The organism is Parabacteroides caeci, from assembly GCF_023656795.1.
In the GTDB taxonomy this organism is placed as follows: Bacteria; Bacteroidota; Bacteroidia; order Bacteroidales; family Tannerellaceae; genus Parabacteroides; species Parabacteroides segnis.
Window position 1 is genome coordinate 116,551 of the sequence record NZ_JAMOKT010000007.1, and the last position, 23,073, is coordinate 139,623.

A 23,073-nucleotide genomic window follows, 5' to 3' on the forward strand; every position below is an offset into this window, starting at 1 on the left:
AGGGCAAAAATAGAGTATGAAGCTATCCCGGAAGCAACAGTAAACAGGGAGAAAATGTCACTTTTTACGGTTTGTGCATTTTTCTGTATGCCAATGGAGTTTGTCCGGCATGTTGACGGAATGAACGGATAAAATAAGATACAGTATCATAGGTCAGCCGGGCAGCTATTTCCGAGACGGGTAAATCAGTATAGGTCAGCATCCTTTTGGCCTCTCCCATCACTTTGTTTTGAATATATTGTTTGGCACTGACCTGCATGGAGGCCGTAATCATTTCATTCAGGTAATTCGGCGTAATACATAATTGATCAGCATAATAGCTGACTGCACGATGTTCTTTAAAAGACTTGTCGACCCAACGGATAAAGTTAGTAAGATGAAGGCTACGCCCCTTCACTATATCCGTTTTCCCTTCTTCCTCTTTGTATCCCCTGTCAAGGAGCATAAGAACCTCATAAAGCAGTGCCCTCAACACATGGTCACCATTCCTGGAGGACAGACCGATCTCATCCCTAATATTACATATCTGTTGGAAGATACGATCGGAAACTGATTCCGAAAGATGTATTTTTGCCGCAGTTTTATCAGGTTCAAAATAACTGAGATGCTGAACGAACCGCTCATCTTTGAAAAAAGAGGAAAGAAACTCTTCCTCGAAAATAAGTGCATACCCATTTATAATATGGTCTTTATCCCAATTACGTATCTCCCCCGGCTTTGAAAAAATCACATCACCAGGACAGACGTCATACTGTTGGTTATCAATCGAAAAAGAGCCTGACCCTTCGGTGACAAAAGTAATGTCATAGTAAGTCAGCGTATGCACCGGATTGATATCCAGAAACTTCTTGATGTTTTTCAGTTCGACAACATCCACCAGTAACTCACTACCATACTTGTGCTTATAAAATGTATAGCGGGGTATTGACTTTTTCATCAGACAACCGTTATAAAACCAATTCATAAAGTTGGAACCATTTCAAATGCTCATAAGGCAGTCCCAGATCAACAGTCCCCATGTATTGATAACCGAGTTTTTTATAAAGGCAAATGGCTGGTGTATTATCGACAGACACATCCAACCGGATCGATTTCATCCGGTGACTAACCGCATATTGTTTAGCAAACTCCATCAATCGGGTCGCCACATCCTGTTTCAAAAATGAAGGATGTACAACCAACGTCCGGATCACCAGAATGTCAGCATAATCCGCCTCAACCAGCCAGCAAACCTGGTTGTAAGCCTCTTCCGGCTCATGACTCAAAATAATACTCCCGGCAATAGCTCCATTTTCAATGGCAACAAACAGGCTTTTCTCATCAATCCCCTGCATGGCCGTCTCCCTGACAGGATATATATGTTTTATCCATCCCGGATAGTTTACCGTGGAAGACAGATAGTCATTTAACCCGTCATAAAGAGCCTCCAGTTCATCAAGATGACGCGTTGAGCCTTGTTCTATAATCATTATCTGATGTTTTCTTATAAAATGATACTTATTCTTATCATAATTCTTTTTTGCAAATATACTTATTAATTAAATTGATATGAAAATACTAAAAGAGTTTGCTTTATTGATTTTTAAATCGGACATTTGTATTATACCTAAAATTTGGGAATCGCCTATAAACAAGACTAACAACCAAAAAATTACGTAACATGGAAAAGAATCATCTAGCACCTTCTTCCGGTAATGAAGAATTATATATCCTCATCAGGAAAGTCCTTAATGAGGCCAAACAGAATATATCACGCACAGTAAATTCTACAATGGTACATGCATATTGGCAAGTCGGTAAATATATTGTAGAATATGAACAACAAGGAAAAGAACGAGCTGAATACGGCAAAGGTGTTATTAATGAACTTTCAAACAAGTTGGTAGATGAATTTGGGAATGGGTTTACTATCACTAATTTAAAGTATATGCGCCAACTATACTTAATATTTCCAATTGGTCACGCAGTGCGTGACCAATTGAGTTGGACCCACTATCGTTCACTACTTAAAGTAGCAAATAAAGAAGCTCGAAATTTTTATATTGAAGAATGCATTAAAGAAAATTGGAGTTCAAGACAACTTGACCGACAAATCAACACTCTATTTTATGAACGCCTTTTATCCAGTCATGATAAAAGGACAGTCAAAGAAGAAATAAAAAAGACTTCCTCCAAAACATTAGAGCCAAAAGAGATAATCAGAGATCCTTATATATTGGAATTTCTGGGTATTCCGCAAGGTGAACATTTTTTAGAAAGCGATCTTGAACAGATGCTAATAAGCAAGTTACAATTATTCCTATTGGAAATGGGTAAAGGATTTTCCTTTGTTGCCCGACAAAAAAGAATCAGTTTCGACAACAAGCATTTTTACATCGATCTGGTTTTCTATAATTACCTGGCCCGATGCTTCGTCCTTATTGATTTGAAAACTGACGAACTAACTCATCAAGATTTAGGACAGATGCAAATGTACGTCAATTACTACACAAGAGAAATGATGAACCCGGATGACAATCCTCCCATCGGAATCGTTCTCTGTGCAGATAAAAATGATACTGTTGTAAAATACACTTTACCGGAAAATAATTCGCAAATATTTGCTTCTAAATACATGACTTATCTGCCGACCGAAGAAGAACTACGAAAAGAGTTCATAAAGCTAAATCAGTAAAACAAACTTAATAAAAATCACTTAAAAGCATACCTAATATCTTCCGGCAGGCAATGTAAAAGTCTCTTTATCCGTCAGATAACCGTCTGAAGATTTCAGGCGGACAGACAGCACTATTTCTCCGGCTTTCAATTTGGGAGAAGCATGCAAGGTGACAGTATAACTGACTCTTTTATGCGGCGGTAATTGACGGATAACAAGAGGTTTTGAAAGTTTCACATATTTGCCTCCCTGTTCAACCTTGATAACAGGCTCAATATTGTAGGCCGTTTGCCTGCCTTCATTCGATAAGATAAACGAGATACGGCAACTTTCTCCTGCATCTACGATCTGATTGTTATTCCGGTCTTCCAGATAAATATCCTCAATAACCAGATAGGGGACCTGATACTCTCTGGCACTCGCAGTATTCCTGTCACGTTGGTTTTGAGAGGAAGCGGCAGCCGCACCCAGAACTGTTCCTCCGACCGATCCCACAAACGAACCGATCGCTTCTCCGCGATATCCTCCGGCCGCATGACCGATCACTGCACCGGTAACCGTACCTGCCAACATGCCGACCTGCGAACCCACTATCGTACGCGATGTCGGATCCATTGTCGCACAACCTGTGCCAATCACAGGTATCATCAGAAACAGGAGCCACTTCTTCATTCTCATATCAACATTTTTTATTTATCCGCTAAAATACAAATATTTAGCGGATAAAGGCTGATCAAAAACGTTATAATATTCGTCCAAACAAAAAACCGTCCTTGTTTCATCCATTGAAAGAATTAATCCAGTGTCAGATTGAACTCATCTTTCAATTTTCCCAAGACAGGATTTACGGTCAATAAATGTTCGAACTTCTCGGTTGCCGTATAGGCTAAATGCTTTTCGTTCGTTTCGATAATCCGGACACGCATCTGAATACGGGTATTTCGTAGTTGCGTACGCAAATAATTCAATAAATCCACACAACCATTACTCAGTTCATCCTGCTGACCGGGATTATGCACACCTACTTCAAAGAAATAGTTTTCCTGCAAAACAGGCTTGCAGTTGATCATCGTATTCTTCAGATAAACTTTCTTATCGATAACTCCGCTTGTCGCATAAGCATCCCAACAACGTACCAGGTCTTCTTCTGTGAAATGGTTGACCATCTCCTGTACTGTCCGGTTTTCCTGCTGCCCCATCTGGTTCTTCGGTTTTTCCACACCGATTTCCTTCAGTGACGTACCCAAATGTTGCGGACGGGAAGGACGTTTAGGAGGAGTTGCAGCAGGAGGCTGCGGAATAACTGTTGCCGAAGAAGGCATATTTGAAGTCACTACACGACCATTGTTATTACCCGTATCAGCCGGTTGCTGTGAAGCCGGCGAACCGGGATAATTGGATGGTTGAACTGGCTGACGGACAGGTTGCCCCTGCGGCGAAGCCTGTGTGCCCTGAGAAACAGGCTGTCCAGGAGCACCGGATGCGATCGGTTCAATTACTCCTTTTTTTTTATCGTCGGCCGTCTGCCCTGCATTACTCAGCTGGCAAAGCTGGATAAGCGTCAGTTCCAACAGCAAACGTTTGTTACGGCTGGCACGATAATTCAGATCACAGGTATTAGCCAGTTCGATCGCCTTAAAAAGCAACTGATCCGGACAGCGTTTTGCCATCTCTTTATATCTTTCGCGGATCGAGGCTCCGACTTCAAACAAAATCAGAGTTGCCTCATCCTTACAAACCAGCAAATCACGGAAATGGGCGGCCAACCCGGTAATGATATTCTGCCCGTCAAATCCTTTGCTCAATATTTCATTCAGGATCAGGATAGACGAACGTACATTTCCTGCCAGGATTGCGTCCGTAAGACGGAAATAATATTCGTAATCGAGTACATTCAGATTGTCGATGACAGCCTGATAAGTAATATTGCCATTGGTAAAACTAACTACCTGGTCGAAAATAGACAGAGCATCACGCATACCGCCATCAGCTTTCTGGGCAATTACGTTCAATGCTTCCGGCTCAGCAGTCACATTTTCCTGAGAGGCGACATATTCCAGATGTTCCACCATATCGGCAATCGAGATGCGGGAGAAATCATATATCTGGCAACGCGACAGAATAGTCGGAAGTACTTTATGCTTCTCGGTAGTCGCTAAAATAAACAGAGCATGATGCGGCGGCTCCTCCAACGTTTTCAGGAAGGCGTTGAATGCAGCCGAACTCAGCATATGAACCTCATCGATGATGAATACCTTATATTTTCCGATTGCAGGCGGGATACGCACCTGGTCAATCAACGAACGGATATCGTCGACCGAGTTGTTGGATGCAGCATCCAGTTCATGAATATTATAGGAACGCTGTTCATTGAAAGCCTGGCATGATTCACACTCGTTACAAGCCTCGCCGTCTGCTGCCGGATTCAGGCAGTTTATTGTCTTCGCAAAGATTCGTGCACACGAAGTCTTCCCGACACCACGCGGTCCGCAGAAAAGGTAGGCATGTGCAAGTTTGTTACTTTGTATTGCATTTTTTAGTGTAGTGGTAAGAGACTTCTGCCCTACAACACTACGGAAGGTAGACGGGCGATATTTTCTTGCCGATACAATATAATTGTCCATTCTTTGCTTTTTTATTAACAACACAAAGATATACAAAATAATTCATTTACCTTTGCAAAAACGAAGTTCCATGTCACGCATAAAAGACTTTTACAACAAGTATCTATCCAGGATAAATGCCTATTGGCTGGTTATCATCGGATTTCTGATCCTCACTTTTACGGTGGGCGACAGCAATTTGTATAAGCGGTATACGTACGACGAAAAGATCCGCAGCCTGGAAAGAGAGATCAAACATTATCAGAAAGAGATCGAGATAAACAGTAAGAAACTGAACGATCTTCGTACCGACAAAGAAGGTTTGGAACGCTTCGCCCGTGAAGAATATTTCATGAAGAAGCCGAACGAAGACGTCTATATCATCAAAAAGAAATAATGAATCAAAAAGCAAGAACAATCATTTTCAGTATGGCCGGTTTACTGATACTGGCCGGGGCAGTCCTTTTCCTTACCAAATGGTTTCTGGCACCTTACCTGTTTGCCGTCGGAGCTGCCGGAATGGCTGTATGTTTCCTGACGCTGCCTACTAAAGATATGGAGTTTCGCGAACGCAGGTTACACCGTTTTAACATAATAGCCTCTGTCCTGATGATCTGTGCCTCCGGGTTGATGTTCAAAGATATGAAAGAGTGGATTATCTGCCTGACAATTGCAGCCGTACTATTACTCTACTCATCATTCGTTTCCGGAAAGCAACAAAAATAATCCTATCAATTTTCCCCACCCTATTTTATTATGTGGGGACTTTTCCCCTTCTATATGGGGAAATACCCCCATTGCAGTGGGGAAACACCCCCATTAGAGTGGGGAAATACTCCCATTGCAATGGGGTTTATTCTCTGCATAACAATAAATAAAACGGTATGATACAAAAAAAAGCTGTTACATTTAATGCAACAGCTTTTTGTATATCGTTTTGATACTACTTATTTTCCGCTGGAATAACTCTTATTCAACAAGTCGATCAATTCGTTTGTGATATCGTAAGCATCGCCGGCTAACAAAATATTATCATCTGCGGTGTTACTGAAAATTACCTGATATCCTTTTTCTTTATTATATACTTTCAATTTTGAAACCACTGTATCACGAAGTTGTTCGTTCAGCTTCTGGCGTTCCTGTAGCAGTTCCTGTGACAGTTTATTGTCCAATGACTGTATTTCCTGTTCTTTCTTCATCAGACGTTCCTGTTCCTGTTGAGCTCTTTCGCGAGTAAGGAAAGCGTTGTTTTCCACTTTACGATAGAATTCCTGAACTTCATTCTGCAATGCACGTGCCTGCTGTGTTACATTAGCACGCGAATTTTCTTCTTTTTTCAGGAGCTGTTCATTCAGATCCTTGAAATAATTATAATTAAGTAAAAGCGAATCTACATTGACATAGGCTATAGGAAGCAGGTTTGTTGTATCACCTTCTCCGGATGCAAATGTTTTTGTTACTGTCGATTCTTTCTTGTCGGAAAATTGCATTATGAACAATATCACGACAGCCACCGCGAGCACACCATTAATTACGTAGTTAATGTTCTTCATAAAGTGTAAATTAAATCCTTATTTTATTCTTCTATTTCTTTTACTCTATCATATAGATTCTTTTGCTTCTTCTGTTCGCGGTCTTGCGTCTTGGCACAATGGATGCCTTTTTTACTCAGTGCTCTGTTACCTCCGACATGCGTATTCGGGAACCTTCCCCCCTTCTTGAATATCACTTTTACAGCAAGTAACACAACACAAATAACAAGAATTATGACCGTTAATAATATCGTTGTAAGCATTTTCTCTATATTTGTGGACGCAAATATAAGAGTTTAAGTGATTATAAAGTATCTTTTTGGTATTTAATTCTACTTTTTTTCATACATAACTCCTGAAACGATCGCATTATTAACTATATAGTAACAACTATAATATATTGTAACATTATGAAGATTACTGACTTAAAGCCTGAAATCGTCTGGAAGTTTTTCCACCAGGTAACACAAGTGCCCCGCCCTTCAAAGAAGGAAGGCAAAATGATCCAGTATCTGGAATCGTTCGCAAAAGAGTATAAAATCGCCATAAAGAAAGATGCAGCCGGAAACATCCTGATGTCGAAACCTGCAACACCCGGATATGAAAAGCTGCCGGTTGTTATCCTTCAGTCGCACATGGATATGGTTTGCGAGAAAAACAACGGAACAGTTCACGATTTCGACAACGACCCGATCGAAACAATTGTAGACGGAGACTGGCTGCGTGCTAACGGAACAACTCTGGGAGCCGACAATGGTATCGGTGTTGCCGCCGAACTGGCTATCCTGGCTTCCAACGATATCGAACACGGACCAATCGAATGCTTGTTTACTGTTGACGAAGAAACTGGCCTGACCGGAGCAAAAGCTCTTGAAAAAGGTTTCATGACCGGAGATATCCTGTTGAACCTCGACAGCGAAGACGAAGGCGAAATCTTTATGGGTTGTGCCGGAGGAAAAGATACACAGGCCGTGTTCCATTGCAAACAACGCCCGACCAACCCCAATATGCTATATTTCAAAATTGATGTAAAAGGATTGAACGGCGGACATTCCGGCGGTGAAATACATAAGGGGCTGGGTAATGCAAACAAAATACTGGTTCGTTTCCTGTATTTATTGAACAATGAAGCTGACTTCACTTTGTGTTCGATTGAAGGTGGTAATCTGCGCAATGCGATAGCCCGTGAAGCGCATGCAGTCATCGGACTTTATTCGGAAGATAAAGAACAGGTTCGCGTACTGCTCAATAACTATACGGCGGATATCGAAAACGAACTGAAACATATTGATCCTAACGTACAGATCACCATGGAATCGACCGACCGTCCGGAATTATGCCTGTCTAATTTCGATATGGAAAAGGTAATCTGGGCTTTGCATGCTTGTCCTCATGGCGTTATCGGCATGAGCCATGACATCGAAGGATTGGTTGAAACTTCTACCAACCTGGCTTCCGTAAAAATGAGACATGAAGCCGAAACAGAACAATTGATAATCACTGTCGGAACCAGCCAGCGCAGCTCCATCGAATCATGCAAAAACATGATTGCCAACCAGGTAGCCTCCGTATTTAAACTGGCCGGAGCGATTGTTACCCACGGTGACGGTTATCCGGGATGGGCTCCTAATCCGGATTCCAAAATCCTGAAAGTCGCACAGGATACATATAAACGTTTATTCAATAAGGACGCCAAGATCATGGCTATCCATGCCGGACTGGAATGCGGACTGTTCCTCGAAAAATATCCTAATCTGGATATGATTTCTTTCGGACCGACTTTAAGAGATGTTCACTCTCCGAACGAACGGATCGAAATTAAGACCGTCGGTTTGTGGTGGACTCATCTTTTAGAATTATTAAAAAGCGTACCGGCAAAATAAAATTAAATATTCTGCGTTATAAAAAGAGGATTAACACTTTAATCGTGTTTTTCCTCTTTTTTTATGTTAATGCCTGAAAACATTCTTTATAAATCGTTTGTTTATAAAGAAACAAGAACACAAAGGCATACATTTTAACATTTAGAGAAAATGAAAAGAATTACAGCGCCGTTGCTTATAATATGTACACTTTTACTCAACCTGTTGGCTGGATGCGACGGGCTGGACGAAAATTATTCGACCAATCCGAATCACCGGTTGAGTTTCTCGACAGATACCTTATCATTCGATACTGTCTTTACCACGATAGGCTCAGCCACTAAACAATTCATGGTTTACAACAAAAACAGTGAACCGCTGAATATAGAGAGAATCATACAAGCTTCGCCTGCTACCAGCGGATTCCGTATCAACGTGGACGGACGAAAAGGTGACAATTTCGACAATATCAGAATTGCAGCCAAAGACAGCATGTATATATTTGTGGAAGTCACTGTCAATCCGAATGGAAAAGACCAACCGTTATTAATCCAGGATTCAATAGTGTTCACCTACAACAGCGTGAAACAAACAGTTTTACTGGAGGCATGCGGACAGGATGTCAAGCTGATAAAAGGCGGACAGACATTGAGTGAAGACACCAAGCTGACAGCCGAACGTCCTTATCTGATATACGACAGCCTGATGATAGACAAAGGTGTGACAGTTAATATCGAAGAAGGCACCACTTTCTATATGCACGACAAAGCAAAGATCATCGTTGACGGAACAATCGTTGCGAACGGAACCATGGATAAACCGATAGTCTTCCGCGGTGACCGTCTCGATTTCATTTTGAACGACGTGCTCCCGTACGACCGTACACCGGGACAATGGGAAGGAATTGTATTCAACAGTGAAAGTTTTGACAACGTATTTAATAATGTAATAGTAAAAAACGGAAACAATGGTATAACCTGTAAAGCATCCGACCCGGAAAAGTCGAAATTGAAGATCAGCAATTCGCAGATCACTAATATGGACGGAAGCGGATTAAGAGCTGTCAACTGTAACATAGAAGCAGCAAACAGTGAATTTACAAATGCAACAGCAGATGTTATGGTCTTAGCCGGAGGAAAATACAACTTCACACATTGTACAATAGTGAACTACATGTCATTAAAATCGCGCCATTCACTATCACAGGACGGCGAGAGCAGTCAGACATTACGCATATTGGATAATTTCAAAGTTAATGACATAGGCCCATATCCCTTGCTAGAAGCTAATTTTGACAATTGCATAATCGACGGAAGCTATAAAGCCAGCAACAATCTGAAAGAAGGAGAATTGCAAATCGTATCCGATGAGAAATACATTTTACGTAGTAGCAGTTCCAATTATCTGTTCAATCATTGTGTCATAAAATTACAGAAGATTTCAAATGATAATTTCAAAAATGTTATTTTCATTACTGAAAACGATGAAAATAAAATGGAGTACCGGATGACCGGCGGAGAAAAGAACAAATATATGTACGATTTCCGTCCGGATAAAGAAACAACTCCCGGCGTAGGTAAAGCCGATTTGTTTGTTTCCCAGAAATATCCGGTCGATCGTAACGGCGTCAACCGACTGACAAACAACGGGCCGGATATAGGTGCTTATGAATTTGTTCCTAAAGAAGAAGAATAAAAACAATTAAATATGACCAGAACCTTAGCTATATTAATTTGCGTTCTCGCCTTTCTCTCCCATCCGATAAACGCCCAGCCCGGATTCAGGGTTATGAGTTACAATGTAGAGAACCTGTTCGACACCGAAGACAATCCGGACAAGAACGATAATGACTTCCTCCCATCAGGTAATCATCATTGGACACGCGGACGATATTACCATAAACTTCAGCAAATAGCCAAAGTGATCAGCGCCGCAGGTGAATGGGATACTCCCGCCCTAATCGGCCTCTGTGAAGTGGAAAACGATTCCGTCCTGATCCATTTGCTGAACCGGACACCTTTGAAACAGCAACAATACCGGTACTGTATGACACACGGTGCAGATACAAGGGGAATAAATTCCGCCCTTCTTTATCAACGAACTCAATTCGGATACATCGGCCATGAAGAGCACCCGGTACTCTTCACCCATAAAACACATAAACAGACACGTAACATTCTCCATGTATGGGGAAAAATAATAACCTCCGACACATTAGATGTATTCGTCTGTCATCTTCCTTCGCGCTACGGAGGAGAAAAGGAAAGCGAAGCCGACCGTTTCGATGCTGCCCGTACATTAAGGTATCTGTGCGACTCCTTGCTACAAATCCGGAAAACGCCTCAACTCCTGATCATGGGAGATTTTAACGACACACCGGAAAACGCCAGTATCACACAAATACTGTCTGCCGGAAAAATCTCCGAAAATCCGGAATCCGACAAACTCTACAACCTTTTTGCCGATCCCCATGTCCTGAACAATCCCGGAACCCACAAGTATCAGGGAGAATGGAATCAGCTGGATCATATCATCGTATCCGGCAATCTGATCGATAAAAACTCCCTCATGCATGTTGTTCCCGGAAGCAATCGAATATTCATGCCTCCCTTCCTGCTTACGGATGATAAGACCTGGCACGGCAAACGACCTTTCCGCACCTATTATGGTTTTAAATATGAGGGTGGTTACAGCGATCATCTACCTCTCATTACCGACTTTTTACTATCTTTGCCTAACAAAGATTGAATTAAAACAGACATGCAGATACACCATATACTGGCAGGGATTATCCTCCTCGCCGGAACTACAAGTAACATAGCCGAAGCCCAGCAACTTCGCAAACCGATGGATATTCCGGTCTTGCTAAGCGGGAATTTCGGAGAACTGAGAAGCAATCATTTCCACTCGGGAATAGATTTCAAAACACAAGGTGTCGAAGGGAAACCGATCCACTCCGTGCAGGACGGCTATGTCTCACGCATTTCGGTAAGTCCCTGGGGATATGGCAACGGCCTGTATATCACACATCCGGACGGCACGACTACGGTTTACGGTCATCTTCAGAAATTCTCTCAAAAGATCACCGCTTATCTCAAAGAAAAACAATACGAACAGGAAAGTTTCAATGTAAACCTGAGCCTCGCTCCGGATGAACTTCCTGTTAAAGAAGGCGAACTCGTCGCGCTGAGCGGAAACACGGGAAGCTCTGGCGGTCCGCACCTCCATTTCGAAGTGCGCGACACAGAGACGGAAGAGCCGATGGACCCGATAGAATACTACAAAGATTTAATAAAAGATACGCAGGCTCCCAAGATACAGGGAATCATGGTCTATTCAATGCCAGGAAAGGGCGTTGTGAACGGAAGCCGCCGGAAACTGGAACTAAAACCGGTCACAGCCAAGAACGGAAAACAAACACTGACCGGAAAGATTGAAGCCTGGGGAGAAATCGGGCTGGCTGTAAAAGGATACGATTACATGGATAACACCTCCAATATTTATGGTATCAAAGACATCACACTGACGGCAGACAGCCAGGTTATTTTTCATAGCAACCTGGATCGTTTCGCTTTCGATGAGACACGCTATTTGAATAGTTTCACTGACTTTGAAGAATGGAAAGAACACCGTTCGTTCTATATCAAAAGTTTTGTCGACCCGGGAAACCGGCTTCGTTTCATCGAAAGCCTTAACCGCGGGATCCTGACTATCAACGAACCCCGCACCTATCACCTGACTTACAAACTGGCAGACGCTTTCGGCAACACGACCCAGCTTTCTATCCGGATCGAAGGTAAAGAACAACCGATCCCGGAAATCGACACGGAAAACGCCGAATTATTCCATTGGTGGAGCGACAACCGTTTCGGAGCCAAAGGAATCCGCCTGACAATCCCGAAAGGAAATCTTTACGACGACTTATATTTCCGCTATTCCGTCAAAGAAGACAGCGCTGCGCTGGGTGCCACACATATATTACACAACAAACCGGTCGCTTTCCACAAATCAGCCAAATTATCCCTCCGGTTGCAAACAGACACACTGGATAACAAACAGCAATACGGTATTGTCCGACTGCAAAACGGACGCCGGTCATGGACCGGAGGTGTCTACCGCAACGGCTGGGTCGATGCCGATATAAAAGAAATGGGAAGCTACACGCTTGGTCAAGACCTTGTCCCGCCGACCATTACACCTCTCAATCCGGCAACATGGGTTAGCCAGCAAGCCATCACACTCAGACTGTCGGACAACCTGAGCGGCGTACAAACATACCGGGGTGAAATCGACGGTCAATATGTTTTATTTGAAATGAATAGTAAGTCCGTCATTACCTACCACTTCGATAAAGAGCGGCTGGCAAGAGGGAAACACACACTGAAACTGGTCGTAACAGATGCCTGTGGAAATCAATCCACTTATACTTATCCGTTTACGTGGTAAAAAATAACTTTTTCTTTTTTCTTGAAAATAAGGCTGCGAGCCATTGTTTACAACAATTAATTTGTATCTTTGTTTTCTCATAAATTAGGAAATAACACATATATAAATGCAAGATATTTGGGTATGGAAAACAACGAACTGCTAGAAATGGTAAGAAGTAAAGCGCAAAGCTGGCTTACCAAAAGTTATGATGCCGAAACAAAAGCAAAAGTTCAGGAATTATTAGACAGCGAAGATCCGACCGAACTGATCGAATCTTTCTACAAAGACCTTGAATTTGGTACAGGAGGTTTAAGAGGTATCATGGGTGTAGGAACCAACCGTATGAATATTTATACTGTCGGTGCTGCTACACAGGGTTTGTCAAATTATCTGAAAAAGGAATTTGCCAATCTGGATCAGATCAAAGTTGTTATCGGCCATGATTGCCGTAACAATAGCCGCAAGTTTGCCGAAATCTCGGCAGATATCTTCTCTGCTAACGGTATAAAAGTGTACCTGTTCGAAGACCTTCGCCCGACACCGGAAATGTCTTTTGCTATCCGTAAACTGGGATGCCAGAGCGGTATCATCCTGACAGCTTCACATAACCCGAAAGAATACAACGGTTACAAGGCTTACTGGGACGACGGTGCACAGATGATCGCTCCGCACGACCGTAACACGATCGCCGAAGTAAACAAGATCCGCAATGCCAGCGAGATCAAGTTCAAAGGCAATAAAGACCTGATTGAAATCATCGGTTCTGAAATCGACAATTTGTATATCGACGCTTTGACAACTATTTCCCTTTCTCCGGAAGCAATCAAACGTCACCATGACATGAAGATCGTTTACACTCCGATCCACGGAACCGGTGTAAAGATCGTTCCGGATACATTGAAAGCATTCGGATTCACTAATATCATCCATGTTCCGGAACAGGATGTTGTAAGCGGCGACTTCCCGACGGTTATCTCTCCGAATCCGGAAGAACCGGCAGCGTTGGCTATGGCTGTTGAGAAAGCGAAAGAAACAGATGCCGAACTGGTAATGGCTTCCGACCCGGATGCTGACCGTGTTGGTGCAGCTGTTAAGAACAATGAAGGCGAATGGGTATTGCTGAACGGTAACCAGACAGCTTTGATGTTCGTTTATTACCTGATTACCCGCTGGAAAGAATTAGGCAAGGTAAACGGCAAAGAATATATCGTAAAAACAATCGTTACAACCGAGTTGATCCGTACGATCGCTGAACGCAACGGTGTTGAAATATACGACGTTTACACCGGTTTTAAATGGATCGCCGATGTAATGAAGAAAAACGAAGGAAAGAAAAACTACATCGGTGGCGGTGAAGAAAGCTACGGATTCCTTTGCGAAGACTTCGTTCGCGATAAAGATGCTGTTTCCGCATGTGCTATCCTGGCAGAAATCGCAGCATGGGCAAAAGATCAGGGTATCACCATGTATCAGTTGTTGCAGAACATCTATGTACAATATGGTTTCTCTAAAGAAAAAGGTATCTCTGTTGTGAAAAAAGGCAAGAGTGGTGCAGAAGAAATCGAAGCGATGATGAAGAACTTCCGCGAAAACCCGTTACAGGAAATCGCCGGTTCCAAAGTTTCGTTATTCTATGATTACGCTTCACTGAAAGGTTACAGCTACAACGATAACGAAACGATCACACTGGATATGCCGACAACTTCCAACGTACTGCAATACTTTACTGAAGACAATACGAAAATATCTATCCGTCCTTCAGGAACAGAGCCGAAGATTAAATTCTACTGCGAAGTTCATTCAAAAGTAAAAAGCCTGGAAGATTTACCGGAAGCAAACAAAGCAGCCGAAGAAAAGATCAACCAGATCAAAGCATCTTTGGGTATCTGATCAGATAGTTAAATAAAAAAAGCGGGACAAGAGGTTTGACTTCTTGTCCCGCTTTTTTTACTACGTACATTCAGAACTTATTGTATTATTCCGATTTCAAATCTTCTTTCCCAAAACAAAGCGGTAAAAGCGATACCGCACTTGGAGCAACCATCACATCTTTTGTTCCGCAAAGCAACACTTTCACAGGCTTACCATATCGTTGTTCTGTTTCCAACAGTACCTGCCGGCAAGCACCGCAAGGCGAAATACTTTCCACCTGCTTCCCTCCTGTTGCCGCAGCAATCGCCAGGGCAACTACCGGAATATCGGGATACTGATGTCCGGCTTGGAACAAAGTAACCCGCTCCGCACATAAACCGGATGGGTAAGCCGCATTCTCCTGGTTACTTCCCGTCACAATTGTCCCGTCAGCCAGTAACGCTGCCGCCCCGACATGGAATTTTGAATAAGGGGCATACGATTGTTCCGTTGCCTTCAAAGCCGCATGAACCAAAGGCTGTTCCTCATCCGGAACTTCATTCAGCGAATAAACCGTTATTTTTGTTTCCAGTTTGATTTCTTTCATAAGATTGAGATTAGATAAACAAAGATAGTAAATTTGTATCTTTGTCCGATAAAATACGAATAATTCCAAATCAGGATATGCAAATACCCCTACTCACACCCCAAAAAGACCCGATGGGCGCCGCTATCGCAGACTATTTCGCGAACGGTAAAGCTAGTAAACTCCGCGTTTTTTCTTCCATGTTCGATGAAGATGAAATCCCGGTTAAACAGTTATTCCGCAATTTTACGGAAATGCCGGCACTAGAACAGGATGCACTCCGCATGAGTGAAGGCAGAATACTCGATGTCGGTGCCGGAAGCGGCTGCCATTCGCTGGCATTGCAGGAAATGGGAAAAACGGTAAAAGCCATCGACATCTCACCTTTGTCTGTAGAGGTCATGCAGAAAAGAGGCGTAAAGGATGCCTGCCTGGAAAATTTCTTCAACAAACAGTTCAGCGGCAGCTTCGATACGATCCTGATGCTGATGAACGGCTCGGGGATTGTCGGAAAGATAGCCAATCTCCCGATTTTCTTCAATACCTTAAAACGCCTGCTTGCTCCGGGAGGTTGTGTATGGATGGACTCTTCCGACCTCCGTTACCTGTTTGAAGATGAAGATGGCAATCTCGACATAGATATTGATGATGACTATTACGGAGAAGTGGATTTCCGCATGCAATATAAAAACACCAGGGGCAACCGGTTCGACTGGTTATACTTAGATTTTCAGACGCTCAGCCTACATGCCGCAAACAACGGGTTCAAAGCGGAGAAGATACGGGAAGGAGAACATTATGATTATCTGGCTAAAATTAGCAGGATATAAACCAGTATTTTATAGATTATTTAGAAGAATAATATATCCAGCTTCATTATCTTTGCGAAAATAAATACTTTAGGAACTCGTTTTATGAAACTGACAATACGGATTTTTTGCCTCTTATTTTTTATAGCGACATTAGCGGAGGCAGCCACCCAGCGCAAAATACCTTCATACGAAAAGTATATAAAAACATACAGCGCTCTGGCTATAGAACAACAAAAGAAGTACAAAATTCCCGCCAGTATCACTCTGGCACAGGGTTTACTGGAGTCTGGAGCCGGACAAAGCGACCTGGCACGCCGCTCAAACAACCACTTCGGCATCAAATGTCATTCCGACTGGCGCGGCGGACGAGTTTACCATGACGACGACCTGCGCGGAGAGTGTTTCCGTAAATACAAACGGGTAGAAGATTCATATGAAGATCATTCCAAATTTCTGAAACGTTCGCGTTACGACCAACTGTTCCGGCTAAAAATAACCGACTATAAAGGCTGGGCCAGAGGTTTGCAGAAATGTGGGTATGCAACCGACCGCGCTTACGCCAATAAACTAATTAAAGTGGTTGAAGATTATGAGCTTTACCGCTTCGATTCGGGCAAAGAACATAAACCGACACGCGAAGAAAGGAAACAGCAAAAATATCCTGCCGTAAAATATACGATATACCGGACGTATGGTTTGCTATATGTATATGCCAAAGACAATGACAGCTTCGACCAGATTGCACGAAATCTCGATTTCAGCGTCAGGGATCTGAAAAAATTCAACGAAGTGCCCGAAGACTTCCCCTTGCAGAAAGGCGACATCGTCTATCTGGAAAAGAAGAAGAAAAAGGCAGACAAGCCTAATTACGACCATGTTGTACAAATCGGAGAATCCATGCACAGCATTGCACAGAAATACGGAATACAGATCAAGAGCCTGTATAAGATGAATAAAAAAGACAAAGATTACATTCCTGAAGAAGGAGATGTGCTTAAACTTAGATAAGTAACATAAAAAAATAGTATCTTTGCAGCCAAATATGTAAAACAATGAGTGACCAACGTTACAACCTGCGCGGTGTATCCGCTTCAAAAGAAGATGTTCACAATGCAATAAAGAACATCGACAAGGGAATATTCCCTAAAGCATTTTGTAAGATCATCCCTGATATATTAGGTGGTGACCCTGAATACTGTAACATTATGCACGCTGACGGAGCCGGAACAAAATCATCTCTGGCTTACATGTACTGGAAAGAAACCGGTGACTTGTCAGTGTGGAAAGGTATTGCCCAGGATGCACTGATCATGAACATCGACGACCTGCTGTGTGTAGGTGCGGTCGACAATATACTTGTTTCTTCCACTATCGGACGTAACAAACTGCTGATCCCCGGCGAAGTAATCTCCGCCATTATTAACGGAACGGACGAACTGCTGGCCGAACTGCGCGAAATGGGCGTAGGCTGCTATGCCACCGGAGGCGAAACGGCCGATGTGGGCGACCTGGTTCGCACGATCATCGTCGACAGCACCGTGACTTGCCGTATGAAACGTACAGACGTGGTTGATAACAGTCATATACAGGGCGGCGACGTAATTGTCGGAATGGCATCTTACGGACAGGCTACCTACGAAAAAGAATATAACGGCGGAACAGGCAGCAACGGTCTGACCTCTGCCCGTCACGACGTATTTGCCAAATATCTGGCAACCCAATATCCCGAAAGCTACGATGCAGCAGTTCCCGATGAACTGGTTTATTCAGGCGGACTGAAACTGACTGACAAAATCGAAGAACTAGGTATCGACGCCGGTAAACTGGTGCTTTCCCCTACCCGTACCTATGCTCCGGTAATCAAAGTATTGCTGGATAAACTGCGTTCGCAGATACACGGAATGGTACACTGTTCAGGCGGAGCACAAACAAAAGTAATGCACTTCGTAGAAAACAAGCGTGTAACAAAGAACAACCTGTTCCCTATCCCTCCTCTTTTCCGCATTATTCAGGAACAGAGCGGAACCGACTGGAGCGAAATGTACAAAGTGTTCAATATGGGCCACCGCATGGAGATCTATCTGTCGCCCGAACATGCTGAAGAAGTGATCAGTATTGCCAAGAGCTTCAACATTGATGCACAAATCGTAGGCTTCGTGGAAGAGGCGGATAAGAATGAATTGATTATTGAAAGCGAAAAAGGTCGCTTCGTATATTAATCTGATAAATGGCTGATAATAATTTATTAGGAAGACTGGACGGATTAGTAAGCCGTTTTGAAGAAGTCGGAACACTGATTACCGACCCGGCAGTGATAGCCGATATGAAACGGTTTGTAAAACTCAATAAAGAGTATCGCGATCTGGAGAAGATCGTGACTACCCGAAATGAATATGTCAATACATTAAATGGTATAAACGAAGCGCGGCAGATGCTTGATACCGAGCAAGATCCTGAAATGAGGGAAATTGCTCGCGAAGAGTTAGATGCCTGCAATGCCCGCATTCCGGAACTGGAAGAAGAGATCAAGCTGTTGCTTGTTCCGAGCGATCCGGAAGACGATAAGAATGCTATCGTTGAAATTCGTGGCGGAACGGGAGGCGACGAAGCAGCCCTTTTTGCCGGCGACCTTTATCGTATGTATATCAAATACTGCGAAGCCAAAGGTTGGAAAGTCGCCCTGTCAAGTTGCAGCGAAGGTTCGTCGGGCGGATATAAAGAAATTATTTTCACCGTTAGCGGTGAGAAAGCATATGGTACGCTCAAATATGAATCGGGCGTACATCGTGTTCAGCGTGTACCTAGTACCGAAACTCAGGGACGTGTACACACCTCAGCAGCTACCGTGGCTGTGCTCCCCGAAGCAGACGAGTTTGATGTTGAAATTAATGAAGGTGAAATTAAGTGGGATACTTTCCGTTCGGGAGGTGCCGGCGGCCAGAATGTGAACAAGGTCGAATCGGGCGTACGTTTGAGATACGTCTGGAAGAACCCGAACACCGGTGTGAGCGAAGAGATCCTGATCGAATGTACGGAGACGCGTGACCAACCGAAGAACAAGGAACGCGCACTTACCCGCCTGCGTTCTTTCATTTATGACAAAGAACATCAGAAATACCTGGACGATATTGCCAACAAACGCAAGACAATGGTATCGTCGGGCGACCGATCCGCGAAGATCCGGACATACAACTATCCGCAAGGACGTATCACCGATCATCGTATCAACTACACGATCTATAATTTATCTGCTTTCATGGACGGCGATATACAAGCCTGCATCGACCAACTGACCGTTGCCGAAAATGCAGAACGCCTGAAAGAAGCTGAACTATAACAATTTCACTATTTGACACAAGACAAGATGAACAAGCAACAATTATTCGAAAACATTAAAAAGAAACAATCTTTCCTTTGCGTAGGATTGGATACAGATATAAAAAAAATCCCGCAGCATTTACTCTCTGAAGAAGATCCGATCTTCGCTTTCAACAAGGCAATCATCGATGCTACAGCCGATTACTGTGTAGCTTACAAACCGAACCTGGCTTTCTACGAAAGTCTGGGCGTGAAAGGTATGCTTGCCTTTGAAAAGACTGTTACTTACCTGCGTGAAAACTATCCGGACCAGTTCATTATCGCCGATGCGAAACGTGGCGATATCGGTAACACATCCGAAATGTATGCCCGCTCTTTCTTCGACCATATCAAGGTGGATGCCGTTACAGTGGCTCCTTACATGGGTGAAGACAGCGTAAAACCGTTCCTGATCTATCCCGAAGCATGGGTAATCCTGCTGGCGTTGACTTCAAACAAAGGCTCACAGGATTTCCAGATGACGGAAGATGCCAACGGCGAACGTCTGTTTGAAAAAGTATTGAAGAAATCGCAGGACTGGGCTACCGACGAACAGATGATGTACGTTGTCGGTGCAACTCAGGGAAAAATGTTTTTGGACATCCGTAAGTATGCTCCCAACCATTTCCTGTTGGTTCCGGGTGTCGGAGCACAGGGTGGCAGCTTGCAAGAAGTGGCTCAATACGGAATGAACGATCAGTGCGGTTTGCTTGTTAACTCTTCACGTGCGATCATTTACGTAGATAAATCCGAGAATTTTGCATCATTTGCCCGCGAAGCAGCACAAGCTGTGCAGCGTGAAATGGCAGGATATCTGCATGATAAGGGAATTATTCCCTGCAAAGCATAGGCTATCCCAATATTTTTCACCATTTTTGCAAACTGCTTTATTCTTAGTGGAGCAGTCTCAATTCAAAATACAATATAACAAAATAAGTAATGGAGTTATCAGCCCAACAAATAGCGGACTTTCTTGGTGGAACCGTTGATGGCAACCCGGAAGTGAAAGTTAGCAACTTCTCAAAAATAGAGGAAGGACAACCCGGAACACTGACGTTCCTGGCTAATCCCAAGTACGAACATTATATCTATAATACAGAAGCAAGCATTGTTCTGGTGAATAACGACTTTTCTCCGGCTGAACAGATCACCGCAACTTTAGTGAAAGTTGAAAATGCATATTCTGCTCTTGCCATGTTACTCAACCTGGTAGAACAGTCAAAACCTAGAAAGGCCGGTATTTCTTCGGCTGCTTTCATCGCAGCCTCTGCGACAATGGGAGAAGATTGCTTTGTCGGCAACTTTGCCTATATCGGAGAACATGTAAAGCTGGGTAAGAACTGCCAGATATATCCCAACGCATACATCGGTGATGGCGTGACTATCGGAGATAACTGCATTCTTTATCCGCATACAACCATCTATAACGGATGTAAAATCGGAAATAATTGTATCCTCCATGCCGGTTCTGTGATCGGTTCGGACGGTTTCGGTTTTGCTCCCGAAGGAGAGAATTATAAAAAGATCCCGCAACTGGGGAATGTTGTATTGGAAGACAATGTCGAGATCGGGGCCAATACCACGATCGACCGTGCCGTAATGGGATCAACCATCATCCGTCGCGGTGTGAAACTGGATAACCTGGTGCAGATCGCCCATAACGTAGAAGTCGGAGAAAACACTGTAATGGCAGCCCAGGTAGGTATCGCCGGTTCAGTCAAGATCGGCAGCCATTGTATGTTTGGCGGACAGGTAGGACTAGCCGGGCATATCCATATTGCCGACGGCGTCGTATTCGGTGCACAATCCGGTGTGATCAGCGACATTAAGGAAGCTAAAACAGTGCTGGGCGCTCCGGCAATCGATGCGAAGAACTTCATGCGTTCAAGTGCCGTATTCAACCGCTTGCCCGATATGTACCGTACACTGGGACAGTTGCAGCGCGAGATCGAACAATTAAAAAAGGAAATCAATAAATAATTAATATACGTATGCAGAAACAAAAGACGCTAGCCAAGAGTTTCTCGATGCAAGGTAAAGGCTTGCATACCGGACTGGACATACAGATCACGTTCAATCCGGCACCGGAAAACCACGGATACAAAATTAAACGTGTTGACCTGGAAGGACAACCTGTTATTGATGCGTTAGCAGAAAACGTAGCCAGTACACAAAGAGGTACCGTTTTATCAAAGAACGGCATCCAGATCAGCACTGTAGAACACGCAATGGCAGCATTATATGCCTACGAAATCGACAACTGCCTGATTGAAGTGAACGCTCCCGAGTTTCCGATTCTGGACGGTAGCTCACGTTTCTTCTCCGAAGAGATCCGGAAAGCAGGAATCGTTGAACAGAACGCTCCGAAAGATTTTTACATCGTAAAACATAAGATCGAAGTAAAAGACGAAGAAACAGGCTCTTCACTGATCATCCTCCCTGACGAGAAGTTCAGTGTGAATGTGCTGATCTCCTTCGATTCGCCCGTTTTATCCAATCAGTTCGCCACCATGAACGATCTGAGCGAGTTTCCCGAAGAAATTGCCGCTTCCCGTACATTTGTATTCGTTCGCGAAGTGGAAATGCTCCGCCAGAACAATCTGATCAAAGGCGGTGACCTTGACAATGCAATTGTTATCTACGACCAGAAAATGCCGCAGGAAACCCTTGACAAACTGGCAGACGAAGTCGGCATACCCCACAAAGACGTATGCGACCTGGGTTATATCAACAACAAACCGCTGGTATTCGACAACGAACCGGCACGCCATAAACTGATTGACGTACTGGGCGACCTGGCACTGATCGGTAAGCCTATCCGCGGACGCATCATCGCAACCCGCCCCGGACATAAGATCAACAACCAGCTGGCCCGCATGATCCGCAAGGATATCAAATTAAACGAAGTACAAGCTCCGATTTACGATCCGAACGTAGCTCCGATCATGGACATCAACCGTATCCGCGAGTTGCTTCCCCACCGTTACCCCTTCCTGCTGGTCGACAAGATCATTGAAATAGGCGGTAACTATATCGTCGGAATAAAAAATATCACGACAAACGAACCGTTCTTTACCGGACACTTCCCGCAGGAACCTGTTACACCGGGTGTATTGCTGGTTGAAGCGATGGCACAGACCGGCGGTTTGCTCGTTCTGAATTCAGTAGACGAACCGGAACGCTATTCCACTTATTTCATGAAGATCGATGGCGTTAAATTCCGTCAGAAAGTAGTACCGGGAGATACACTGATCCTGCGTCTGGAACTGCTGGCTCCTATCCGCCGTGGTATTTCCACGATGAAAGGTTATATCTTCGTTGGCGATAAGCTGGTTTGCGAAGCTGAATTTATGGCTCAGATCATTAAAAACAAATAATAATAACAG

At 43.7% G+C, this 23,073-nt stretch carries 22 protein-coding genes; 15 read left to right on the top strand and 7 right to left on the bottom strand.

The window, feature by feature from the left end:
* Positions 1–64: 64 nt before the first annotated feature.
* Together NBH15_RS05505 and NBH15_RS05510 are read right to left on the bottom strand one after the other, a co-directional pair.
* On the bottom strand, positions 65–937 hold the full coding sequence (locus NBH15_RS05505) for an AraC family transcriptional regulator (protein WP_199676258.1): 873 nt from the start codon (positions 935–937) through the stop codon (positions 65–67).
* 10 nt (positions 938–947) lie between these two features.
* Positions 948–1,469, bottom strand: coding sequence for a GNAT family N-acetyltransferase (locus NBH15_RS05510; RefSeq protein ID WP_128133642.1), 522 nt, complete (start codon positions 1,467–1,469; stop codon positions 948–950).
* Positions 1,470–1,660: 191 nt separating this feature from the next.
* Here NBH15_RS05510 and NBH15_RS05515 point away from each other — a divergent pair, with 191 nt between their 5' ends.
* On the top strand, positions 1,661–2,674 hold the full coding sequence (locus NBH15_RS05515; protein WP_128133643.1) for a PDDEXK nuclease domain-containing protein: 1,014 nt from the start codon (positions 1,661–1,663) through the stop codon (positions 2,672–2,674).
* Between the two features lie 33 nt (positions 2,675–2,707).
* Here NBH15_RS05515 and NBH15_RS05520 read toward each other — a convergent pair whose 3' ends face one another.
* Both NBH15_RS05520 and NBH15_RS05525 read right to left on the bottom strand, forming a co-directional pair.
* Positions 2,708–3,334 carry a YMGG-like glycine zipper-containing protein gene (locus NBH15_RS05520; RefSeq protein WP_250822151.1) on the bottom strand — a complete coding sequence of 209 codons (627 nt, stop codon included), beginning with the start codon at positions 3,332–3,334 and terminating at the stop codon, positions 2,708–2,710.
* Between the two features lie 116 nt (positions 3,335–3,450).
* A complete protein-coding gene (locus NBH15_RS05525; RefSeq protein WP_250822152.1) occupies positions 3,451–5,280 on the bottom strand; it encodes a DNA polymerase III subunit gamma/tau in 1,830 nt (609 codons plus the stop codon).
* A 70-nt stretch (positions 5,281–5,350) separates the two neighbouring features.
* Here NBH15_RS05525 and NBH15_RS05530 point away from each other — a divergent pair, with 70 nt between their 5' ends.
* Both NBH15_RS05530 and NBH15_RS05535 read left to right on the top strand, forming a co-directional pair.
* Positions 5,351–5,656 (top strand): FtsB family cell division protein, encoded by a 306-nt coding sequence (locus NBH15_RS05530; RefSeq protein WP_007653878.1) that lies wholly within the window; start codon positions 5,351–5,353, stop codon positions 5,654–5,656.
* The gene (locus NBH15_RS05535; RefSeq protein ID WP_128133645.1) at positions 5,656–5,985 is read left to right on the top strand and encodes a hypothetical protein; all 330 of its coding nucleotides are present in this window, start codon (positions 5,656–5,658) and stop codon (positions 5,983–5,985) included. Before NBH15_RS05530 ends, NBH15_RS05535 begins: the two co-directional genes overlap by 1 nt.
* 221 nt (positions 5,986–6,206) lie before the next feature.
* On the opposite strand, the gene NBH15_RS05540 is transcribed toward NBH15_RS05535, so the two are convergent.
* Both NBH15_RS05540 and NBH15_RS05545 read right to left on the bottom strand, forming a co-directional pair.
* Positions 6,207–6,812 carry an OmpH/Skp family outer membrane protein gene (locus NBH15_RS05540; RefSeq protein ID WP_186958166.1) on the bottom strand — a complete coding sequence of 202 codons (606 nt, stop codon included), beginning with the start codon at positions 6,810–6,812 and terminating at the stop codon, positions 6,207–6,209.
* A gap of 23 nt (positions 6,813–6,835) precedes the next feature.
* Positions 6,836–7,054, bottom strand: a complete 219-nt coding sequence (locus NBH15_RS05545; RefSeq protein WP_010800383.1) for a hypothetical protein — start codon at positions 7,052–7,054, stop codon at positions 6,836–6,838.
* A 147-nt stretch (positions 7,055–7,201) separates the two neighbouring features.
* On the opposite strand from NBH15_RS05545, the gene NBH15_RS05550 reads away from it, so the two are divergent.
* The 5 genes from NBH15_RS05550 to NBH15_RS05570 all read left to right on the top strand — a co-directional run bounded on the left by NBH15_RS05550 (position 7,202) and on the right by NBH15_RS05570 (position 14,971).
* The gene (locus tag NBH15_RS05550) at positions 7,202–8,674 is read left to right on the top strand and encodes an aminoacyl-histidine dipeptidase (RefSeq protein WP_186958167.1); all 1,473 of its coding nucleotides are present in this window, start codon (positions 7,202–7,204) and stop codon (positions 8,672–8,674) included.
* A gap of 150 nt (positions 8,675–8,824) precedes the next feature.
* Positions 8,825–10,348, top strand: a complete 1,524-nt coding sequence (locus NBH15_RS05555) for a NosD domain-containing protein (protein WP_186958168.1) — start codon at positions 8,825–8,827, stop codon at positions 10,346–10,348.
* A 12-nt stretch (positions 10,349–10,360) separates the two neighbouring features.
* Complete coding sequence (locus NBH15_RS05560; protein ID WP_250822153.1) at positions 10,361–11,401, top strand: endonuclease/exonuclease/phosphatase family protein; 1,041 nt, start codon at positions 10,361–10,363, stop codon at positions 11,399–11,401.
* Between the two features lie 12 nt (positions 11,402–11,413).
* A complete protein-coding gene (locus tag NBH15_RS05565; protein WP_250822154.1) occupies positions 11,414–13,099 on the top strand; it encodes a M23 family metallopeptidase in 1,686 nt (561 codons plus the stop codon).
* Positions 13,100–13,222: 123 nt separating this feature from the next.
* Positions 13,223–14,971: a phospho-sugar mutase gene (locus NBH15_RS05570; protein ID WP_250822155.1), complete on the top strand. Its 1,749-nt coding sequence runs from the start codon at positions 13,223–13,225 to the stop codon at positions 14,969–14,971.
* Positions 14,972–15,056: 85 nt separating this feature from the next.
* Here NBH15_RS05570 and NBH15_RS05575 read toward each other — a convergent pair whose 3' ends face one another.
* The gene (locus NBH15_RS05575; RefSeq protein ID WP_250822156.1) at positions 15,057–15,539 is read right to left on the bottom strand and encodes a cytidine deaminase; all 483 of its coding nucleotides are present in this window, start codon (positions 15,537–15,539) and stop codon (positions 15,057–15,059) included.
* A gap of 77 nt (positions 15,540–15,616) precedes the next feature.
* On the opposite strand from NBH15_RS05575, the gene NBH15_RS05580 reads away from it, so the two are divergent.
* From NBH15_RS05580 to NBH15_RS05610, 7 genes are all read left to right on the top strand, one after another.
* Positions 15,617–16,348, top strand: coding sequence for a class I SAM-dependent methyltransferase (locus NBH15_RS05580; protein WP_250822157.1), 732 nt, complete (start codon positions 15,617–15,619; stop codon positions 16,346–16,348).
* Positions 16,349–16,432: 84 nt separating this feature from the next.
* Positions 16,433–17,338 carry a glucosaminidase domain-containing protein gene (locus NBH15_RS05585; RefSeq protein ID WP_186958173.1) on the top strand — a complete coding sequence of 302 codons (906 nt, stop codon included), beginning with the start codon at positions 16,433–16,435 and terminating at the stop codon, positions 17,336–17,338.
* 44 nt (positions 17,339–17,382) lie between these two features.
* Positions 17,383–18,549: an AIR synthase related protein gene (locus NBH15_RS05590; RefSeq protein WP_250822158.1), complete on the top strand. Its 1,167-nt coding sequence runs from the start codon at positions 17,383–17,385 to the stop codon at positions 18,547–18,549.
* Positions 18,550–18,557: 8 nt separating this feature from the next.
* The gene (gene prfA / locus NBH15_RS05595; RefSeq protein WP_007653895.1) at positions 18,558–19,667 is read left to right on the top strand and encodes a peptide chain release factor 1; all 1,110 of its coding nucleotides are present in this window, start codon (positions 18,558–18,560) and stop codon (positions 19,665–19,667) included.
* A 27-nt stretch (positions 19,668–19,694) separates the two neighbouring features.
* On the top strand, positions 19,695–20,537 hold the full coding sequence (pyrF, locus tag NBH15_RS05600; RefSeq protein ID WP_128133668.1) for an orotidine-5'-phosphate decarboxylase: 843 nt from the start codon (positions 19,695–19,697) through the stop codon (positions 20,535–20,537).
* An 89-nt stretch (positions 20,538–20,626) separates the two neighbouring features.
* Positions 20,627–21,667 carry a UDP-3-O-(3-hydroxymyristoyl)glucosamine N-acyltransferase gene (gene lpxD / locus NBH15_RS05605; RefSeq protein WP_250822159.1) on the top strand — a complete coding sequence of 347 codons (1,041 nt, stop codon included), beginning with the start codon at positions 20,627–20,629 and terminating at the stop codon, positions 21,665–21,667.
* Positions 21,668–21,678: 11 nt separating this feature from the next.
* Positions 21,679–23,064 (top strand): bifunctional UDP-3-O-[3-hydroxymyristoyl] N-acetylglucosamine deacetylase/3-hydroxyacyl-ACP dehydratase, encoded by a 1,386-nt coding sequence (locus NBH15_RS05610; RefSeq protein WP_046147734.1) that lies wholly within the window; start codon positions 21,679–21,681, stop codon positions 23,062–23,064.
* Positions 23,065–23,073 lie beyond the last annotated feature (9 nt).

Excerpts from the sequence above, each read along its gene's own strand:
- NBH15_RS05505 (WP_199676258.1), bottom strand. The coding sequence starts at position 937 with ATGAAAAAGTCAATACCCCGCTATACATTTTATAAGCACAAGTATGGT.
- NBH15_RS05510 (WP_128133642.1), bottom strand. The coding sequence starts at position 1,469 with ATGATTATAGAACAAGGCTCAACGCGTCATCTTGATGAACTGGAGGCT.
- NBH15_RS05515 (WP_128133643.1), top strand. The coding sequence starts at position 1,661 with ATGGAAAAGAATCATCTAGCACCTTCTTCCGGTAATGAAGAATTATAT.
- NBH15_RS05520 (WP_250822151.1), bottom strand. The coding sequence starts at position 3,334 with ATGAGAATGAAGAAGTGGCTCCTGTTTCTGATGATACCTGTGATTGGC.
- NBH15_RS05525 (WP_250822152.1), bottom strand. The coding sequence starts at position 5,280 with ATGGACAATTATATTGTATCGGCAAGAAAATATCGCCCGTCTACCTTC.
- NBH15_RS05530 (WP_007653878.1), top strand. The coding sequence starts at position 5,351 with ATGTCACGCATAAAAGACTTTTACAACAAGTATCTATCCAGGATAAAT.
- NBH15_RS05535 (WP_128133645.1), top strand. The coding sequence starts at position 5,656 with ATGAATCAAAAAGCAAGAACAATCATTTTCAGTATGGCCGGTTTACTG.
- NBH15_RS05540 (WP_186958166.1), bottom strand. The coding sequence starts at position 6,812 with ATGAAGAACATTAACTACGTAATTAATGGTGTGCTCGCGGTGGCTGTC.
- NBH15_RS05545 (WP_010800383.1), bottom strand. The coding sequence starts at position 7,054 with ATGCTTACAACGATATTATTAACGGTCATAATTCTTGTTATTTGTGTT.
- NBH15_RS05550 (WP_186958167.1), top strand. The coding sequence starts at position 7,202 with ATGAAGATTACTGACTTAAAGCCTGAAATCGTCTGGAAGTTTTTCCAC.
- NBH15_RS05555 (WP_186958168.1), top strand. The coding sequence starts at position 8,825 with ATGAAAAGAATTACAGCGCCGTTGCTTATAATATGTACACTTTTACTC.
- NBH15_RS05560 (WP_250822153.1), top strand. The coding sequence starts at position 10,361 with ATGACCAGAACCTTAGCTATATTAATTTGCGTTCTCGCCTTTCTCTCC.
- NBH15_RS05565 (WP_250822154.1), top strand. The coding sequence starts at position 11,414 with ATGCAGATACACCATATACTGGCAGGGATTATCCTCCTCGCCGGAACT.
- NBH15_RS05570 (WP_250822155.1), top strand. The coding sequence starts at position 13,223 with ATGGAAAACAACGAACTGCTAGAAATGGTAAGAAGTAAAGCGCAAAGC.
- NBH15_RS05575 (WP_250822156.1), bottom strand. The coding sequence starts at position 15,539 with ATGAAAGAAATCAAACTGGAAACAAAAATAACGGTTTATTCGCTGAAT.
- NBH15_RS05580 (WP_250822157.1), top strand. The coding sequence starts at position 15,617 with ATGCAAATACCCCTACTCACACCCCAAAAAGACCCGATGGGCGCCGCT.
- NBH15_RS05585 (WP_186958173.1), top strand. The coding sequence starts at position 16,433 with ATGAAACTGACAATACGGATTTTTTGCCTCTTATTTTTTATAGCGACA.
- NBH15_RS05590 (WP_250822158.1), top strand. The coding sequence starts at position 17,383 with ATGAGTGACCAACGTTACAACCTGCGCGGTGTATCCGCTTCAAAAGAA.
- prfA (WP_007653895.1), top strand. The coding sequence starts at position 18,558 with ATGGCTGATAATAATTTATTAGGAAGACTGGACGGATTAGTAAGCCGT.
- pyrF (WP_128133668.1), top strand. The coding sequence starts at position 19,695 with ATGAACAAGCAACAATTATTCGAAAACATTAAAAAGAAACAATCTTTC.
- lpxD (WP_250822159.1), top strand. The coding sequence starts at position 20,627 with ATGGAGTTATCAGCCCAACAAATAGCGGACTTTCTTGGTGGAACCGTT.
- NBH15_RS05610 (WP_046147734.1), top strand. The coding sequence starts at position 21,679 with ATGCAGAAACAAAAGACGCTAGCCAAGAGTTTCTCGATGCAAGGTAAA.